This window comes from Streptomyces sp. NPDC060209, from assembly GCF_042728155.1.
In the GTDB taxonomy this organism is placed as follows: Bacteria; Actinomycetota; Actinomycetes; order Streptomycetales; family Streptomycetaceae; genus Streptomyces.
The window spans coordinates 1-15,409 of record NZ_JBHWZS010000205.1 but is presented as its reverse complement, the minus strand read 5'-3'; the positions used below and the strand labels follow the sequence as shown (position 1 = coordinate 15,409).

The window sequence follows — 15,409 nt, the reverse complement described above, 5'->3', positions numbered from 1 at the left end:
GGCGTGGGAGAACGGCATCCCGGCAAGGTCGTGTGGTGCGCGTTCACGCAGCCTCGTCGGCCGAGCGTGAAGTCCTGATGGTTCAGGACACGAGGCCCTGGCGGTAGGCGTAGACGACTGCCTGGACGCGGTCGCGCAGTCCGAGTTTGGTGAGGATGCGTGAGACGAAGGTCTTGACCGTCTCCCGGCTGATCACGAGGGACGCGGCGATCTCGTTGTTGGAGAGGCCGTCCGCGATGAGGCGCAGGACCTCCAGCTCGCGGGGGGTCAGTGGGATGTCGGGGCCCTTGTCCTCCGTGGGCCGGATCCGGGCGGCGTACCGGCCCACCAGCTGCCGTGTCACCTCGGGGTCCAGGAGTGCCGCGCCGGCGGCCACGGTCCGGATGCCGTGGAGCAGTCGGTCCGGCGGGGCGTCCTTGAGGAGGAATCCGCTCGCGCCGGCGCGCAGCGCCTCGTAGACGTACTCGTCCAGGTTGAACGTCGTCACCACGAGCACCTTGACGGGGTGCTCCACTCCGGCGCCGGCCAGCAGCCGGGTGGCAGCTATGCCGTCGAGCACCGGCATGCGTATGTCCATGACCACGACGTCCGGGCGCAGTCTCCCGGCGAGGTCGACCGCGGTCCGCCCGTCCCCGCACTCGCCGGCGACCTCCAGGTCGGGCTGCGCGTCGATGATCGTCGCCAGCCCGGTGCGGATGAGTACCTGGTCGTCGCAGATCAGGACACGGATCGGCTCGCTCACGAGGGACTCCCGGCGGGTATGCGGACCCGGACGGCGAAGCCGCCGTCCGGCTGCCGGCCCGCGCTGAAGTCGCCGCCCAGCACGTCCACACGCTCGCGGAGACCGGCCAGGCCCCGCCCGCTTCCGCCGGTGGGCGCGGCCTTCGAACCGGAGCCGTCCGTGGTGACCTCCACGGAGATCTCCCTTTCGCAGTGGCGCACCCGGACCGAAGTGGCGCTGCCATGAGCGTACTTGAGGGCGTTCGTCAGTGACTCCTGCACCACCCGGTAGGCGACGAGGTCGGCGCTGCCGGTCGACTCGGCGGGTGCGCCCTCCTCCGTGAACTCCACGGGCTGTCCCGCCCGCCGCGTCTGTTCGACGAGTGTGAGGAGCCCCCCGACGGGCGGCGGTGCGGCCTGGGTGCCGTGGTCGGGGTTGAGCAGGTCGAGCAGGTGCCGCAGGTCGGTGATGGCCAGTCGGCCGGTGTCCGTGACGGCCGTCAGGCTCTGGTCGAGGCGGTCGGGTGCGGCGGTCAGATAGCGTGCCGCCTCGGCCTGTACGACCATCGCCGTCACGTGGTGGGTCACGACGTCGTGGAGTTCGCGGGCGATGCGCGCCCGTTCGGCGGTGCGGGTGTCCTCGGCGACGCGGCGGCGGTGCTCGGCCTCCACGGCCCGGGTGTGGCGAAGCCATACCCCGACGCCCCAGGCGAGTGCCACGGCCAGGTAGAACGTCACGAACTCGCTCGGCGGGTCGCCCGGGCCGAGCCGGTGGAGTGCGACCGCCAGCGGGACGTATGCCGCGGAGAAGGCGATCGCGATGGCCCGCCGGTGGTGTTCCACGAGGGACGCCACGCTGATCAGCGCGATGGGCAGCGCGGTGCCCGCGAGCGTGTGGTAGCCGCGGAGCTGATCGAGGGCGAAGCCGAGCGACACCGCGGTGAAGCAGATGACCGGCCACCGCCGGCGCCCTGCGAGCGGGAGGCACTGGAGGGCGATCGCCGCGACGGCCAGGGCGTCGAAGGGACGGTTCGGCAGGCCGCCGAGCTCCGTGCCGTTGCTGCGGAACCCCGGCAGGAACGACGCGGCGAAGAGCAGCAGTGCCAGCGGGGCGTACCAGAGTGCGGCGTCCGGCCGGCGCCACCGTTCCGGGATCCGCAGGAGTCCGGTCATCGGGGGAGTGTAGTGGTGGCGGTGGCCTTGCCGGTGCTGCGGCGGCGAGGCACCAGGTTGCCGCGCCGGTGGGCCAGCCACAGGAACGCGGTGGTGATCAGGGCTCCGAACACCACCGAGTAGACGCTTCCTTCCGGGCCGAAGTCGCCGCCGGTGACCCATGCCGGGCCCGACGTGACCGTGTCCAGCAGTCCCTGCGGGGTGTTGTTGCCGGAGACCTCGGTGCTGAAGATGCCGGCCGCCGCGAAGTTCCAGCCGAAGTGCAGGCCAATCGGGACCCACAGGTTGCGGGTCGCGGCGTAGGCGGCGGCGAGCATCCCGCCGGCCTCGATCGCGATGGCGACGGCGCCCCACAGGTCGGCGTGCGGGTTCAGCAGGTGCGAGGCGCCGAACAGCACCCCGGTCAGGGTCAGTGCTATCCAGGTGCCGGTCCGCTCCTCGATGATCCGGAACAGGACGCCACGGAACATCACTTCCTCGGTCACGGCGGCGGCCGCCATGAAGCCGATCAGCCCGACTGCGCCGCTGGGGGAGCCCAGGCCGTTGATCTCGTAGTGCGCGTTGAAGTAGATGTTCGTGATGACGGCGCCGAACATCGCGACGCCGATCAGCAGCCCCCGGCCGAACGCGGCCTCGGCACCCTCGCGGGCCACTTCGGTGGACGGGCGGTGCTCTGTCTTCCGCACCACCCATCCGTAGACGAGTACGGCGGCCACGGCTGTCAGGAGCCCCAGGACGAGCTGGAGCCACGGACTGTCCTCGACAGCGCCGACGGCCTGGTCGCCGATCACGGCGACCAGCACGACGGCCAGTAGTTGCTGGACGAACCTCATGAACGCTCCTTCACCGGGTCCGCGGCCGGGGTGCCGCGGCGCCTCGAACGCTACGGATCCGGCGCTCCGCGATCGTCACCTCACGGTGGACACCTGCGCGTAGCTCGCTCGGGGGACAGGCGCCACGCGGGCGATCAATTCGGTTGAGGACGCCCCCGGTTGCCGGGAGGATCGCCCGCATGTTCTCACGCAGGAATCGCCGCCCCACGTCCCCTGAACTGGCCTCGGCCCGGGAGTGCCTCGACCAAGGTGACGTCCCTGGTGCGCTGCGTGAGTTGCGTCAGGCCCCTTCGGCGCCGCTGGGAGAGGTCGCGGGCGTCGTGGGGCGAGCTGCCGGGGCGGCCGGTTTCGACGACCTGCAGAAGGCCGCGACAGCGCTGGCCGCGCACCCCGGCCGGGTGCGCCCGCTCTACGACTACGGCTACGCGTGCGTGGAACGCGGTGTCCCCTACCTGGCGATACCCGCCCTGCGGGAGGCGCTGCGCCTGGAGCCGGGTTCCGCCGGCATGCTGCGTGAACTGGTCTCCGCGTACGAGGGCGAGGGCCGGCACCGCGATGCCGTCGACGCACTGCTCGCACGCGAGGACGGCCTCGCCGACTGGCCCGACCGCTACCTCCTGGTCTTCAACGCCGTGCTGGCGGGTGACCTGGAGCTGGCCCGCCGTCAGCACGCGCGTCTGCCCGCCCCCGCCGACGACATCTGGCTCGGTGCGCGGGACCGGCAGAACCGTGTCCTGGAGCGTGCCGCGACCGCCGGGCCGGTGAGCCCGCTGGACCACTCCGATCTCCGCGGCTGGCAGTACGTCATGGGCGGCACCGTGCTGGGCACCCTGTCCCCGTTCGGCTTCGACGCGGGGATGGCCGGCCGGTACGCCTGGTTCCAGGATTCCTACGACCAGTGTCTGCAGGGGCTGTTGCGGCTGAAGTCGGTGCTCGCCGCCGCCGGGGTGCGGCCTCGTTCGGTGTCCCTGCTGCCGGACCGGGGGAGCAGGATCCTGGGTCTCGCCGCCGCCGAGGTGCTGGAACTTCCCGCTGAGCCCTTCGAGGCCGGCCGGGAGGACACCGTCGTCATCGCCTACGACCTCGACGACACCGCACGCGCCGACCGGGGCCCCGAGGTGATCGGGCAGCTCTTCCACCGGGCGCCGGGGCAGGTCCTGCACGAGCACGCCTCCTGCTGGACCGACCCGCCCGCCGTCGCCGCGGACAGCGTCACGCTGCTCCACCAGTCGGCCGTTGCGCCGTGGGGGGCGGGCCTGCGGCAGGGCGCCGACGGTGCAGTGGAGCGCGGTGAGCCCGACGAGCGGCCGGAGGCGGCGATCGCCGCTGAGATCGTGGCCGCCGACCCGACGCCGGACGCGGGGGACGGGGAGACGCCTGCCGACCCGGCCGAAAGCCTCACGGACTTCGTCTCGGCTGTGCGCGGTACGTGGCTCCAGGGTGACCGTGCCCGGCTGCGGTCGTCGGGGCCGGTGGCCAGTTCACGGTTCCTCTGACGGGTGGCGCCTGTCCGGCGCTCGGAGCCCGCAGCTCGGGGGCCGAGCTCCGGGACCGGTCGGGTCACTCGTTCGAGGGCGTGGGGGCGGTCTCGGGCCCGATGCTTGAGCTTCGGGATTCGAGGGCCGGGATACGGGCTCCGGGATTCGAGCGCCTTCTTGCAACCGGTAGGTAGAAGAAGGTCGGGGAAACCTCCCCGACCTCCCCGACCCGTCACGGCCAGCAAGTATGACTAACCGTGGCCGACTTGCGGCGGAGAGTCGCGACTGCTTACGGTGCCGGAAACGAACGACCCCGACGCGGTGCGGAAACACCGGGCCGGGGTCTCACCTCAAGATCGGACAGACGATCCCGTGGCTACCCAGCACCTTAGCTCCGCCCTGCGCGCGCCTGCATCCTCGCGCCCGTACCCGATGGCCAATCCCGGTTACGGCAAGCGATCCGCCCCGGGACAACAGCCGCGGGACGGTGCAGACTTCATGCTGCTGCCTCTGCGGGAGCGCAGCGTCGCCGGGTTCATCGACCAGCTGCCCGAGGGTGCGGCCATGGACGTCAAGGGGCTGGCCGGGCAACTTCCGCTCTACGGTCAGCAGGCCGTCGCCTCGGCCCTGAAAGCCCTCTCGGTCGCCGGGCATCTGCGCCGTGTTCGGTGCCTGATCGGCGGTGAGGGCGGGCCGGTGCGCTGGGTGTTCCGCACGTTCTGGTCCCGGACCGCCCGGGACAACGAGTGGTGGGCCGCGCTTCTCGCTGACGGGGGCAAGCAGGCCGTTGTGCCGCCTGCGGCCGTCCCTGTCGTGCCGGAGCAACGGGCGCCGGAGACGGCACCCGTTGCGCCTGTTGCGGCTGAGGCTCCGGAACGCGTCGCGGCTGAGGAGGGGCCCTCGCCCGCCTACCTGGCGCTGGCCCGACTCGGCCGTGCCGATGCCCGCCTCGCGCTCTCCGGAGCCGACTGCGAGGTCCTGGAGCAGCTGGCCGCCGAGTGGCTCGCACGCGGAGTCGACGCCGCCTATCTCACCCAGGCGCTCACCGCCGGTCTTCCCGCCCGGGTCGACTCACCGGTCGGCTTCGTCCGCCGCCGCCTCAACGACAAGATCCCGCCGCGCATGCCGGAAGCTCCCGTACCGACGGCACCCGGTACGCCCATCCGGCGGGCGATGATGGAGTGCACCAAGTGCGGGGTGCCGGGGCGCCCCGAGGTCCTTCCCGACGGCCTCTGCCGTCCCTGCCGGCTGCCCGGTCAGGAGGCACAGGGAGGCGCCGTCGAACTGCCCGCCGAGCGGGATGTGCGCGCCTATGTCGCCGGACTGCGCGACCTGCTCAAGACCCCCTGACGCCGGGGATTCGTCCCCGAGTGCCGGCGCTCAGTCCCACCAGAACGTCCAGACCTCCTGGCCCAGCAGGTGCTCGTCGGCGTAGGCGCGCAGTCCGTGGGGCGGTCGGCCGTCGATGTTGTCCGGGCAGAAGGCGAAGTGCTCGACGGCAAGGGCGTGAGCCTCCGCCTCGGTGGTGGGCGGCCGTCCCACGGACACCTTCATGGTGTCGAAGCCGAGCGCGACGACCCTGATGTCGAACCGGTCCTCCCAGGAGCGCAGCACGGCGCAGAGCCGCGCCACGTCGTTCTCGTGGTTGAGCGGCCCGGACCAGCCGATCGCTGCGGGGATGTCCGCGCTGCGCCGGGCCGGTACGAGAGCCGGCCGCGCTTCGTCCGCGATCATGTCGGCTATCTCGGCGGCCAGTTCGTCCGGGGTCCCCGGTGTGCTCGCGGCGGGGGCAGGGGCCAGTCCGGGCCACGGGGAGGGGTCGTCGAGCTCGTCAGGGGAGTACGACCCCCAGGACTCGCCGAGGACCTCCTCGGCGTCGTGGTCGCCGGGGTAGGTCGTGTGGGCCGGCTGGAGGTCCCAGTCCTCGGGGCCCTCGTCGCGCAGGCCGCGGTCCAGCAGGACGGGCAGCAGGCCGAGGGGCCGGCCGGTGGTCCGCAGACGGGACCAGTCGCCCGGTCGCGCGGGCTCGTCGGCGTACCAGAGCAGAGGTTCGTGCCACGGCCCGTCGCCCGTGGTGTCCACGAGAGTGCCCGCCGGGAGCGTGAGTCGGGGCAGCTGGTTCGGGAGGGTCGCCATGCCGGTCACCCTAGGGTCTGCCGCTGACAGAGCCCGTCCTGCGTCAGTCCCGTTCCGCGATGCGCTTGAGCGTCGCGAGGTCGGCCGACACCGCGGCCTCGTCGCGCCGGAATTCCTCCGCGCTCACGTCCGGCCGGCGGCGCAGGGTGAACACGACCTCGCACCCGGTGTCGTCGGCGATCACCCGTACGGGGTTGTAGACGGTCTCGCCCGACGGGAGCGTGACGTGGTGGTCGAGCACGCCGTAGTCGTTCCTGGGCGCGAAGTCGACCACGACCCGGCCCATGGGCGAATCGGCGATCCACCGGCCGTCGGTCTCCTCGATCGATCTTCCCAGCCCCGCCGCCCATTCGGGCAGGTGGGACGGGTCCGACGCGTAGTCGTAGACCTCTCTGGCGGGGCGCTCGACGTGGATGCTGAGGTGCCGGGATTCGGTATCGGAAGTGGTCATGGCATCGACGCTATCGAGCCGCCGACGCGCCGTCTTGAACGGATCGGACACGGAGCGCCCCTGGAGAGCCGGGTCAGGGCCAGTCGACGACGGCCATGAACGCCACGAAGGCGACACCGACGACGGCAGGTGCGGCCATGGCGAGGAGCACCCGTTTGGCGGCCTGCTGTTGGCGCCACGGGAGGGCCCAGCTCGCCACGAGGACGATCAGGGACAGCACGAGACCGGTGCAGAGCACGGCCCATGCCGCGTTGAACGAGTCGTCGAAGCGGTCGGCCTGCGCGCCGTTGCAGGAGTCGCACGCCATGGGGGACAGGCCGCCGTAAAGCAGAGCGAAGGCCGCCGCGGGCAGGGTGACGAGCGTGGCGATCAGCGGCGCGGCCCAGGCGTACGGGGCGCGGGGGTCGAGAGGGTTGTCCGGCATACGGATCAGTCAACTGGGCCGGCGGGCAGGACACATGAGCGCGGATACTCAGATCCACCGGAAGCGGTCGGCGCTGCTCGTCGAGCCGGGTGGCTCAGAAGTCGCGGAAGGCTTCGGAGGGACGCGGCCCCACCGATCCTTGGTACTTGCCCGAATACAGCTTGATGGTGCCGACCGGGACCCAGAACGTGACTTGGCCGATGCGCATTCCCGGGTAGATCCGGACCGGCTGCACGGCGTGGAACTGCAGCGTCCAGTTGTTGTGCGAGCCGATGTCGATCAGATCGGCTGTGATGTTCACGAAGAGGCCGAGTCTGCCCAGTGACGACTTGCCCCGGATGATGGGTACGTAGTGGTCACTGCCCATCTTCTCCATGGTGGAGCCGAGGTACACGCGGTCGGGCTGCAGGACGAGGCCCGAGTCGGTCAGTCGCGTCCGCACAGTGGGCTGTTGGACCTGAACGTCCAGTTCCCTGTTCCGGTAGGTCAGTAATTCCGTACCGAGCCGGAAGTCGTAGCTGTTCGGGTTGACCTGTTCGTGGTCGAAGGGCTCTATCTCGATCCGCTGAAGGCGATGCTGACGGATGATCTCTTTTCCGGTCAATATCACTGTGCGCTCGCTCTCCCAGAGGAGCCCGCCCTTTCAGGCGAGGCTCGGTGGCCAGAAAGGCGTGGGTGACGAGGTCTGCCCGTACATGCCCGAGTAGGCGGTGGCAGACCCTGCGACCCTCCAGAAACTGACTTGGCCCAACGGCATGCCGGGTATGACTCGCAGTGGCTGGACGACTGTGAGTTCCAGGGTCCAGCAGTGGACCGCTCCCTGGTGCCCCAGGTCGGCGGTCACCTGGACGAAGAGCCCGAGCCGGCCGAGCGACGATCGACCGATCAGACTGGTCACGTAGGTGTCGCTGCCGATCACCTCGGCTGTGCTGGCCAGGTAGAGCTGTCCTGGCACGAGGATGTAACCGCCCTGCCCGATGGTGACCGAGTGCCAGGTCACCTCACGGCGGGCATCCAGGACACCTTCCGCGAATTTGAGCTGGGTGCCCAACGTGTAGTTGTAACTGTTCGGGTTCATGTGCTTGGGGTTGAAAGGGCGGATGACGATCTCCGCAGCGTCGACGGCCGCTTCGATCTGTCGCCCGGTCAGTATCATCTGGCCACGGAATCCAGCAGTGCGGTGACGGCGGTGGCGAATTCCTGAAGCGTGCCGCTGTTGTCCACCGGGGTGCTCGGGTGTATCCGTTCCAGCCCGTTCTCCGTCGAATGCGCGGAGTCGCCGAGTGTCAGGTCGCCCCGCGCTTCCTTCCGCTTGTGGGCCACCTCTTCGTCGACGGTGATCACCACGGGGTGGAAATCGCCCCGGCGCAGGTAGGGGAGGTCAGCCGGCCTGGCATCGGAGCAGATGACCACCTGGCGTCGGGTGCTGTTCTCGCAGGCTGCGTCGATGCGCGCGGTCTCGGACAGGAAATGCTCCTCGAGTACGTGCGGGTTGATCTTCCGCATGTGAGAGCCGAGGAAATTGAGCAGGGCACCGTCCTGTCTGCGTTCAGCCGTCTGCAGCGGACGTCCGGCGGATTCGTAGACCGCAGCCTGAGCCCGGTACAACGGTTCCGCGAGAGTGATGATGTGCACGGTGGCATCGTTCTCGGCGGCCCAGGCCTCCGCCAGAGACGAGAACGTGCTCTTTCCTGAACCGGGCAGCCCGAACAGGGCGATGCGGGATGTACGAGGACCTGTGGGCCGAGGGCGCTGGATCACGGGCGGCTGCCGATCTCCGCGTCGATCGCGGCCAGAGCCGCCTCCACCGTCGCTCTCAGTTGCGTATCGGAGGCGTTTCCGATGACCGTCCCTGTGAAGGGAGGGGCGTCCATCGCGAGCAACGACCAGGGGATGTTGGTCACGTCGTGATGAGGGTGAACGGAGACAGGGACGACCGGATAGTCGCTCGGAGAAGAGGACCGCCGATCGTGCATGGTGCGGATCTCGTGCATGATGTTCCCGTTCAGCTGGGTGGAGCACCGTTGCTGATAGGAGCGCGAGGCAACCAGGATCGCCGAGTCGGTGTTCATGACGCCATCGATGCTGTTGCGGGCTGTCGTGCCTCCGATCCCCTGGTTCGCCTCCATGATGACGAAGTAGCGTCGGCGGATGTGATGCAACTGGGACACCAGACGTCGCACCTCCGCGATGTCATCGGTGCAATAGGAGATGAAGATCGTCGGGCCGTTGAAGCCCTTCAGGCTCCTGGTGTCCGGGGGGATTCCGTCCCATTCGTTCCTGGCCTTCTGCAGCAGGGCGGCTCGCAGGGTGCGGTCGGTGTACGCAGCCCGTACCGCTTTGATGTCCTCACCCTTGCTGTTGTGCGGGTAGAAGACCAGGACATCGCCGAGGATGGGCAGCGTCGCCCTGGCGTTGCTGGTGACTCCGAAGTGGGGGCCGTTGCATTCCCCTATGCCTGTGAGTTCCACCTCGCCATCGGGTCCCTCCATGGAGAAGCGGACCCCGCTGCTCGGAGGAGCGTCGGCTCCGAACACCTCGAAGAAGACATCGTGCGGTACCGGAACGTCAGCCGTTGCGGCGGCTGTTTCCAGGCCTTCCACATCGCGCAGCCAGAAGTGCCGGTAAAGTTTCGTGCCCGTCGTGAACTCCGTCAGAGCCGTGCCGGCCCTTTTGCTCAGCCTGCTCTTGAGAACGCTTTGACTGAGCTTGGTGATCTCTTCCTCCAGCCGGACGTCGTCGACCTCCAGGAAGGAATCGGTACTCATGTACTGGTTCGAGATCAAGGGAAAGGCCAGCCGCAGCTCCTGGGACTCGCGTACGCCCCTGAGAATGCTCTTGACCAGCATGACTCTGAACCGGTTCTGCGGTGCGAAGTACACGGTGGAATACAGATGCGCGCGCGTCGCCAGGAAGTTGGCGAACGGGGCGGGGTCGGAGCAGATGGGCCCTTGGTCGTCGTAGGTGATGACGGCGGAGATGACGTCGCCGGAGTTTCCGAGCATCCCGACGGTGTGGTGTGCGTCGCGGTGTACGTAGTCGATCCGGTCGGCGTCGATCTCGCCGTCCAGCATGTGGCGCACGGGCAGGAACGCGGTGGCCAGATCGGAGTCGGGCCAGTAGTCGGCCGTCATCAGGAAGGCGATGAAGTTGGTGTTCAGCGACGCGAGTAGGGGGTCGATCTCGGGCCCGAACAGGCAGGCAAGGGTGAAAACCGGCTTTGCCGGCCAGAGCGAGGTGTCCCGGCCGATCTTGAGGCCGACCCAGGAGCGGACGTCGTCGTCGGGGACGAAGAGCCCTCGAGTGGCACTCTGGTAGGGGAGTTCTCCGACGTCCTGCAACAGTGCCGCGATCAGGATGTGCTCGTAGAGCCACTCCGTCTCGGCGGGCGTGTCCGGTTGATACACGCGGTTGAACTCGGCTTGGAGTGTGGCGAGAAACTGCGAATCCGCCGCTCCGACCTGGCGCAGAAGCTTGCGCATGATGTGCATGGTGCCGATCGCGTGCGCGTACCTGCTGTGGTCCGCTCCCACGAAGCTGTGGGAGGCGAAGCCCAGCTGTTTCACCCGCCTCAGCCGTTGGACGGGGCGCGATTGAATGACGCGGTCGATGATGGGCGACACGAAACCGGCTGCGGTGTCGGAGGTGTCGATGAGGCCGTGCACGGCGTCGCGCACAGGTGCGAGGGGGTTACGGCTCACCCGCTCACTTCGCACGTTCTCCGATGTCATTCGCACATCTTCTTTCGCCGCAATCGGGAAGGTCCCGGCACCCACCTGCACGTGGCAGCCTCGCCTCGACACCTCACGATCTGTCCCTACTGGATGCCGTGTAAACCGTCGCCCCACAACATGCGTGGGGCACCTTTCTCCGACGGAAAAGCTCGGCCGGTACGGAAGCGCCAAGAAGGCCCGAGGACAGCGTCAATGCGGTGACCAGCGGTCGCTAGGGCCTCTCGTTTCGGATCCTGCCGGGCTCGCGTGCCCTGGTGCCGCACCTCGCCGCGTTGGCGTCGGACCCCGCTCACTGATCCGGCCTGATCCAAACGAAAGACCCTAGACCCGGGCGAGGAGGTCGAGGATCGCCTGGAATACGGCGTCCTGGTCCTCCTCGTGCACCCAGCCGTGGCCCGCGTCCTGGAGGAGCCGGTGCTCGCCGCGCGGGACCGAGGCCGCGAGTTGTGCGTGCAGGGTTCGTTTGGTGGTGTTGATCTGCCGGAGTACTCCGTCCGGCCACAGGTGCGCCTGGGCTTCGTCGTGCCCCAGGGCGGTGAGCACGATCAGGGGTACGTCGGGCAGACCCGATGCGGTCCTGAGCTCCTCGCCGACCTCGTCGTAGAGGTTGCGGTCCTCGTACAGGCCGGCCTTCCACGATGCGGTGACGTGGTGCTCGACGAGTGGACCGCGTACGGCTTCGGGCCACTTGGCGAAGAGGGGAGTCGCCTGCTCGCGGGCCTGGTCGAGCTGTTCCGGCGTCAGCTCCGGGATCTCCATCCCGTGCAGCTCCTTCAGCTTCTCGCGTGCTTCCTGGGGGGCGAAGCCATGGAGGTCCTCGTGGAAGGGGTCCAGCAGGAGGAGCCCGGCCACGTCCTCGGGGAAGCGCTGGGCGAAGTCGCGCGCGTAAGCACCGCCCAGGGAGTGGCCGACGAGCACGTACGGGCCGGGTACGCCGGCGGTGTGCAGGAGGGTGTGGAGTTCTGTCGTGACCTCGGCGGCCGTGCGGGGCAGTTCGGCCTGCTGGCTCCAGCCGGTACCGGCGCGGTCGTAGAGCACGCTGGTGGTGGCGTCCGCCGTGCGGTTGTGGATGTTCAGGTAGTCCAGTCCCACAAGGCCGGCTCCTGGAAGGAAGACCACGGACGGGCCGCCGGTTCCTGAGCGGTGGAGCGCCAGGCTGCGGCCGGAGACGCCGTACAGGCGGCCCAGCGGGGGCCCGGAGACCGTCGCGTCGGGTTGGGCAGCGGGTGTTGGGTGCGGCATGGTCCGCCTTCCTTCTCAAGTTTGAGAAAGGTATCGGAGATGAGAATATGCGTCCATGGATACGGTTGAACTGCTCCTGCATCCGGTACGGATGCGCATCGTGCATGCCATGCACGACGGCCGGACCCGGACGACGACCGAGCTCTGCGGCCTACTGCCCGACGTCTCGAAGGCCACTGTGTACCGGCACGTCGGACTCCTGGCCGAGGGTGGTCTTCTTGCCGTCGAGGAGGAGCGGCGGGTGCGCGGATCCGTCGAACGGTGCTACCGGCTGCACCGGGACCGGGCGGTGATCGATGCCGCGACGGCGGCCTCCCTGTCCCCCGAGGACTACCGGCGGGCCTTCGCGGTGGCCATGGCCACCCTGACGGCGGAGTTCAACGCCTACCTCGACGGTGACGGCGCCGACCCGGTCGAGGACCTGGTGGGATTCCGCCAGCACGCGATCTGGCTCAGCCCGGACGAACTCGGGGACATGATCGGCGAGCTGCGCGACGTGATCGCCGCCCGTATGGCGTTCGGCCCCGGGCCGGGGCGCACGCGGCATCTGCTGAGCCCGGTCCTGTTCCCGGCGGAGACTCGGGCCGAGCCCGTCGACGACTGACGAACCCGTCGTACGCGGACGCTGGAGCCTGTCCGACTGCTGCCGGTCAGCTACGGGCGGCGAAGGCGGCGAAGGCCGACCAGGTGGCGGGGGCGACGGCGAAGGTGGGGCCTTCGGGGTTCTTGGAGTCGCGGATATGGATCGCGGCGGGGTGAGTGGCGACCTCGATGCACTGGCCGGGTTCGCAGCCGCTGTGGCTGGACTTGCGCCAGTCGTGGGCGACTTCGAGGCAGGCGCCGCCTTCGTCGCTGCTGTAGCTCGACTTGAACCATTCGAGTGCGGTGCTCATAACTCTCCTTGCAGCCGGTCCAACAGGCCTTTCGTGTCTTCGGTGTTGAGGGCTTGCGTGCGCAGCATCGCATATTTCTGCGCCAGGATGCTGACCTCGTCGGGGTCGGAGACGAGCTGGCTTCCACGCTGTGTCTCCGTGTAGGCGAGGTGCTGATAGTCCGGTGTTTCGAGCAGGATGAATGGCCCGGCGAGGGCCGCGTGAGTGTGGCGGCCGAACGGCATGACCTGGAGCGTGATGCCCGGCAGGTCGGCGCACGTCAGTAGGTGGTGCAGGGTCTCGACGTACACCTCGTCACCGCCGAGGCGGTCCCGGAGGGTCGCCTCCGAGATGACGAAGCTGACGGTCGGGGGCACGGGACGGTGCAGGATGCTCTGGCGGTCGGTGCGTGCCGCTACCTGGGCGTCGATCTCGTGCCCGCTGATGACCGGCACCTTGCTGCGGAAAACCGCCCGCGCGTAACTCTCCGTCTGGAGCAGCCCCGGCAGCACCTGGTTCTCGAACCAGGACAGCGCCAGCGCCTCCCGCTCCAGGTCCATGTACTGCTCCGCCCACGCCGGGATCAGGTCCACTTCCGGCATGTTGTCCACCGCCGTCTCCAGCGCGCCCTTCGTGCCCAGGAGCTGGTCCAGGCGGCGGGCCAGGTCGGGCAGGAGGGCTCGGCGGCCCTGTTCGATGGAGGCGATCGTCTCCAACTGGACGGCGGCGCGGTCCGCCAGCTGGGCCTGCGTCAGGTCCGCCGTGATGCGGAACAGGCCGACCAGCTTGCCGACGAGCTTCATGGCGGACGCGTTCCTGCGCTGCCGCTTCCTGGGGTGCATACGGTCCGACTCCCCGCCCTCGTACGTACTTCACGCGTGCGCGACCCGTACAAGAAATCTGTACGGGCTCACGTACTGCCTGAGGATATATACAGAGAGTGACACTCGTCGCATGAACGAGACGATGCAACTCCCCCTGCTGCGTGAGCGGTTCTGCCGGCGCGAGCGCCGGTCCGTCCACGTCGTGCGGGAGTTCGTGGGGGCGGCCGTGACCGACTGGGGGTTCGGGGCGCGGCTGGACGATGTGCTGCTGTGCGTGAGCGAGCTGGCGACCAACGCCTTGCTGCACGGGGTGCCGCCCGGGCGGGGGTACGTGGTGCGCCTGAAGCTGGACGAGCGGGTGCTGACGGTGGAGGTCCATGACAGCGGCGGCGGGGTGCCTGCGGTCCAGGAGCCCGTAGGGGAGTCGGGGCGCGGCCTGCTGCTCGTGGAGGCCCTTGCCGACCGGTGGGGAGTGGGCGACCGGGACCCCGGGAAGGTCGTGTGGTGCGCCTTCTCGAAGCCCGGTCCTGTGTGAGGTCGTCGCGCGCTTGTCGGTACCGCCCCGCACATGGAAGGGGCGGCGCACTCCGACGCGGTGTCGGTGTACGCCGCCCTGGGGTGGGACGGGTGGCGGGAGGTGGCCCGCGCTGTCATGTCGGTTACTTCGGGTCGCTGTTGAACTGTGCCTTGGACCAGCGGTAGCCGAGGACGGTGAGGCCGAGGCACCAGGCGAGGGCGATCCACCAGTTGTTGCCGATGTCCGTGCCGAGGAGCAGGCCCCGGAGGGTTTCGATGGCGGGGGTGAAGGGCTGGTACTCGGCGATCGGCTGGAACCAGCCCGGCATGGAGTCCAGCGGGACGAAGGCGCTGGAGATGAGGGGCAGCAGGATCAGCGGCATGGCGTTGTTGCTGGCGGCCTCGGCGTTGGGGCTGCTCAGGCCCATGCCTACCGCGATCCAGGTGAAGGCCAGGGCGAAGAAGGCGAGCAGGCCGAATGCCGCCAGCCATTCCAGGACGGTGGCATCGGTGGAGCGGAAGCCCATGGCCACACCGATGGCGCCGACCAGGACGACGCTGATGATGGTCTGCAGGACGCTGCCGACGACGTGTCCGAACAGGATGGAGCTGCGGTGGATGGACATGGTGCGGAAGCGGGCGATGATGCCTTCGCTCATGTCGGTGGAGACGGAGACGGCGGTGCCGATGGTGGTGGAGCCGATGGTCATCAGCAGGATGCCGGGGACGATGTAGGCGATGTACTCGGAGCGGCCCGCGCCGCCGCTCATGGTGTCGCCGAAGATGTAGACGAAGAGCAGCAGGAGCATTACCGGGGTGAGCAGCAGGTTCAGTGTGAGGGACGGGTAGCGGCGGGCGTGCAGCAGGTTGCGGCGCAGCATGGTGGATGAGTCGCGTACGGCGAGGGAGAGGGTGCTCATCGGGCTGTCTCCTTGGGCTGGGCGGGGACGGTGGTGGCGGTGAGGGCGAAGAAGACGTCGTCGAGGTCGGGGGTGTGGACGGTGAG

18 protein-coding genes are annotated in these 15,409 nt (G+C 69.0%); 4 read left to right on the top strand and 14 right to left on the bottom strand.

Annotated features, from left to right (window positions below):
- Nucleotides 1-82: 82 nt before the first annotated feature.
- From ACFWFI_RS30205 to ACFWFI_RS30195, 3 genes are read right to left on the bottom strand one after another with little or no spacing between them, the layout of a single operon-like run.
- Nucleotides 83-742 carry a response regulator gene (locus tag ACFWFI_RS30205; RefSeq protein WP_387396236.1) on the bottom strand — a complete coding sequence of 220 codons (660 nt, stop codon included), beginning with the start codon at nt 740-742 and terminating at the stop codon, nt 83-85.
- Nucleotides 739-1,893, bottom strand: coding sequence for a sensor histidine kinase (locus tag ACFWFI_RS30200; RefSeq protein WP_387396234.1), 1,155 nt, complete (start codon nt 1,891-1,893; stop codon nt 739-741). The genes ACFWFI_RS30205 and ACFWFI_RS30200 overlap by 4 nt, the downstream gene beginning before the upstream one ends.
- Complete coding sequence (locus ACFWFI_RS30195; protein WP_387396232.1) at nt 1,890-2,726, bottom strand: CPBP family intramembrane glutamic endopeptidase; 837 nt, start codon at nt 2,724-2,726, stop codon at nt 1,890-1,892. Before ACFWFI_RS30195 ends, ACFWFI_RS30200 begins: the two co-directional genes overlap by 4 nt.
- 179 nt (nt 2,727-2,905) lie before the next feature.
- Here ACFWFI_RS30195 and ACFWFI_RS30190 point away from each other — a divergent pair, with 179 nt between their 5' ends.
- Both ACFWFI_RS30190 and ACFWFI_RS30185 read left to right on the top strand, forming a co-directional pair.
- Nucleotides 2,906-4,222, top strand: coding sequence for a hypothetical protein (locus ACFWFI_RS30190; RefSeq protein ID WP_387396231.1), 1,317 nt, complete (start codon nt 2,906-2,908; stop codon nt 4,220-4,222).
- A 354-nt stretch (nt 4,223-4,576) separates the two neighbouring features.
- Nucleotides 4,577-5,554 carry a MarR family transcriptional regulator gene (locus ACFWFI_RS30185; protein WP_387396229.1) on the top strand — a complete coding sequence of 326 codons (978 nt, stop codon included), beginning with the start codon at nt 4,577-4,579 and terminating at the stop codon, nt 5,552-5,554.
- Nucleotides 5,555-5,584: 30 nt separating this feature from the next.
- On the opposite strand, the gene ACFWFI_RS30180 is transcribed toward ACFWFI_RS30185, so the two are convergent.
- The 8 genes from ACFWFI_RS30180 to ACFWFI_RS30145 all read right to left on the bottom strand — a co-directional run bounded on the left by ACFWFI_RS30180 (nt 5,585) and on the right by ACFWFI_RS30145 (nt 12,191).
- Complete coding sequence (locus ACFWFI_RS30180) at nt 5,585-6,340, bottom strand: DUF4253 domain-containing protein (RefSeq protein WP_387396227.1); 756 nt, start codon at nt 6,338-6,340, stop codon at nt 5,585-5,587.
- A 43-nt stretch (nt 6,341-6,383) separates the two neighbouring features.
- Nucleotides 6,384-6,791 (bottom strand): SRPBCC family protein, encoded by a 408-nt coding sequence (locus ACFWFI_RS30175; RefSeq protein ID WP_387396225.1) that lies wholly within the window; start codon nt 6,789-6,791, stop codon nt 6,384-6,386.
- Nucleotides 6,792-6,864: 73 nt separating this feature from the next.
- Nucleotides 6,865-7,215 (bottom strand): hypothetical protein, encoded by a 351-nt coding sequence (locus ACFWFI_RS30170; protein ID WP_387396223.1) that lies wholly within the window; start codon nt 7,213-7,215, stop codon nt 6,865-6,867.
- 94 nt (nt 7,216-7,309) lie between these two features.
- A complete protein-coding gene (gene dcd / locus ACFWFI_RS30165; protein WP_387396222.1) occupies nt 7,310-7,825 on the bottom strand; it encodes a dCTP deaminase in 516 nt (171 codons plus the stop codon).
- A 33-nt stretch (nt 7,826-7,858) separates the two neighbouring features.
- Nucleotides 7,859-8,371, bottom strand: coding sequence for a dCTP deaminase (locus ACFWFI_RS30160; protein WP_387396220.1), 513 nt, complete (start codon nt 8,369-8,371; stop codon nt 7,859-7,861).
- Nucleotides 8,368-8,850 (bottom strand): hypothetical protein, encoded by a 483-nt coding sequence (locus ACFWFI_RS30155; RefSeq protein ID WP_387396218.1) that lies wholly within the window; start codon nt 8,848-8,850, stop codon nt 8,368-8,370. The genes ACFWFI_RS30160 and ACFWFI_RS30155 overlap by 4 nt, the downstream gene beginning before the upstream one ends.
- A gap of 122 nt (nt 8,851-8,972) precedes the next feature.
- Nucleotides 8,973-10,946 (bottom strand): hypothetical protein, encoded by a 1,974-nt coding sequence (locus tag ACFWFI_RS30150; protein ID WP_387396216.1) that lies wholly within the window; start codon nt 10,944-10,946, stop codon nt 8,973-8,975.
- Between the two features lie 324 nt (nt 10,947-11,270).
- Nucleotides 11,271-12,191: an alpha/beta fold hydrolase gene (locus tag ACFWFI_RS30145; protein ID WP_387396214.1), complete on the bottom strand. Its 921-nt coding sequence runs from the start codon at nt 12,189-12,191 to the stop codon at nt 11,271-11,273.
- 55 nt (nt 12,192-12,246) lie between these two features.
- On the opposite strand from ACFWFI_RS30145, the gene ACFWFI_RS30140 reads away from it, so the two are divergent.
- Entirely contained in the window at nt 12,247-12,795 is a 549-nt protein-coding gene (locus ACFWFI_RS30140; protein ID WP_387396212.1) for a helix-turn-helix domain-containing protein, read from the top strand.
- A 46-nt stretch (nt 12,796-12,841) separates the two neighbouring features.
- Here the strand turns inward: ACFWFI_RS30140 and ACFWFI_RS30135 are convergent, their stop codons facing one another.
- Together ACFWFI_RS30135 and ACFWFI_RS30130 are read right to left on the bottom strand one after the other, a co-directional pair.
- Nucleotides 12,842-13,084: a DUF397 domain-containing protein gene (locus tag ACFWFI_RS30135; RefSeq protein WP_387396210.1), complete on the bottom strand. Its 243-nt coding sequence runs from the start codon at nt 13,082-13,084 to the stop codon at nt 12,842-12,844.
- On the bottom strand, nt 13,081-13,905 hold the full coding sequence (locus ACFWFI_RS30130) for a helix-turn-helix domain-containing protein (protein WP_387396208.1): 825 nt from the start codon (nt 13,903-13,905) through the stop codon (nt 13,081-13,083). Before ACFWFI_RS30130 ends, ACFWFI_RS30135 begins: the two co-directional genes overlap by 4 nt.
- A gap of 112 nt (nt 13,906-14,017) precedes the next feature.
- On the opposite strand from ACFWFI_RS30130, the gene ACFWFI_RS30125 reads away from it, so the two are divergent.
- Nucleotides 14,018-14,422: an ATP-binding protein gene (locus tag ACFWFI_RS30125; RefSeq protein ID WP_387396205.1), complete on the top strand. Its 405-nt coding sequence runs from the start codon at nt 14,018-14,020 to the stop codon at nt 14,420-14,422.
- Between the two features lie 124 nt (nt 14,423-14,546).
- On the opposite strand, the gene ACFWFI_RS30120 is transcribed toward ACFWFI_RS30125, so the two are convergent.
- Nucleotides 14,547-15,323 carry an ABC transporter permease gene (locus ACFWFI_RS30120; protein ID WP_387396203.1) on the bottom strand — a complete coding sequence of 259 codons (777 nt, stop codon included), beginning with the start codon at nt 15,321-15,323 and terminating at the stop codon, nt 14,547-14,549.
- Nucleotides 15,324-15,409: the final 86 nt, after the last annotated feature.